The organism is Oleiphilus sp. HI0067, from assembly GCF_001635735.1.
On sequence record NZ_LWFI01001572.1, the window covers coordinates 1 to 996 of the forward strand.

Sequence of the window (996 nt, forward strand, 5' to 3'; positions counted from 1 at the left end):
GCTGCATGATCGCATTCGTACTGACAGATTTACCAGATCCACTTTCACCTACAAGAGCGAGTGTCTTTCCTTTGAATACATCGAAACTAACGTTGTGAACTACGGTTTGCTGAACATTGTTATGTTCAAAAGCGATGCTCAGATCTTGGACGGAAATAATTGGTGTAGTCATGATGAGTTCCGTTTAAATCTTTCTCGGATCAAAGGCATCGCGCACTGCTTCGCCGATAAATACGAGTAATGAGAGCATAAGAGCAAGTACGATGAATGCTGTCATTCCAAGCCAAGGTGCATGAAGGTTTGTTTTACCTTGCGAGATCAGCTCGCCAAGTGAAGGAGATCCGGGAGGTAGGCCAAATCCTAAGAAATCGAGCGAAGTAAGAGTTGTGATAGACCCCGTCAATATGAACGGCATAAAGGTTAAAGTTGCAACCATCGCATTCGGTAGTATGTGGCGAAACATAATGCCTGCATTGTTCAGGCCTAAGGCTCTAGCCGCTCTAACATATTCAAGATTACGTGCGCGCAGGAACTCGGCACGAACAACATCGACTAAGCCCATCCAGCTGAATAACAGCATGATTCCAAGTAACCACCAGAAGCTCGGTTCAATCATGCTTGATAGAATGATTAGCAGAAATAGTACTGGTAGCCCTGACCAAATCTCTATGAATCGCTGGCCAATTAGATCGACTTTTCCGCCGTAGTATCCTTGTAATGCGCCAACAGCTACTCCAATGATGGATGAGAAAATTGTCAACGCTAAGCCGAATAAGACAGAGATCCTAAAGCCATAAATTACTCGCGCAAATACGTCTCGCGCCTGATCGTCTGTGCCCAGCCAATTATCAGACGTGGGGGAGGAGGGCGCTGGTTCACTCAAGTTATAGTTGTGCGTGTCGTAGCTATAGCGAATAAGTGGCCATAGCATCCAGCCTTTCTCTTCGATTAGCTCGACGACGTATTCATCACGATAGTCGGCTTCTGTTTCAAATT

At 45.6% G+C, this 996-nt stretch carries 2 protein-coding genes; both read right to left on the reverse strand.

Features of this window, described 5'->3' with window-relative positions:
- The coding region (locus A3739_RS31215) for an ATP-binding cassette domain-containing protein (RefSeq protein WP_197472576.1) at nt 1-172 on the reverse strand (172 nt) is incomplete at its 3' end.
- A gap of 12 nt (nt 173-184) precedes the next feature.
- Nucleotides 185-996, reverse strand: an 812-nt coding sequence (locus A3739_RS25615) for an ABC transporter permease (protein WP_068503242.1), incomplete at its 5' end; no start/stop codon positions are given.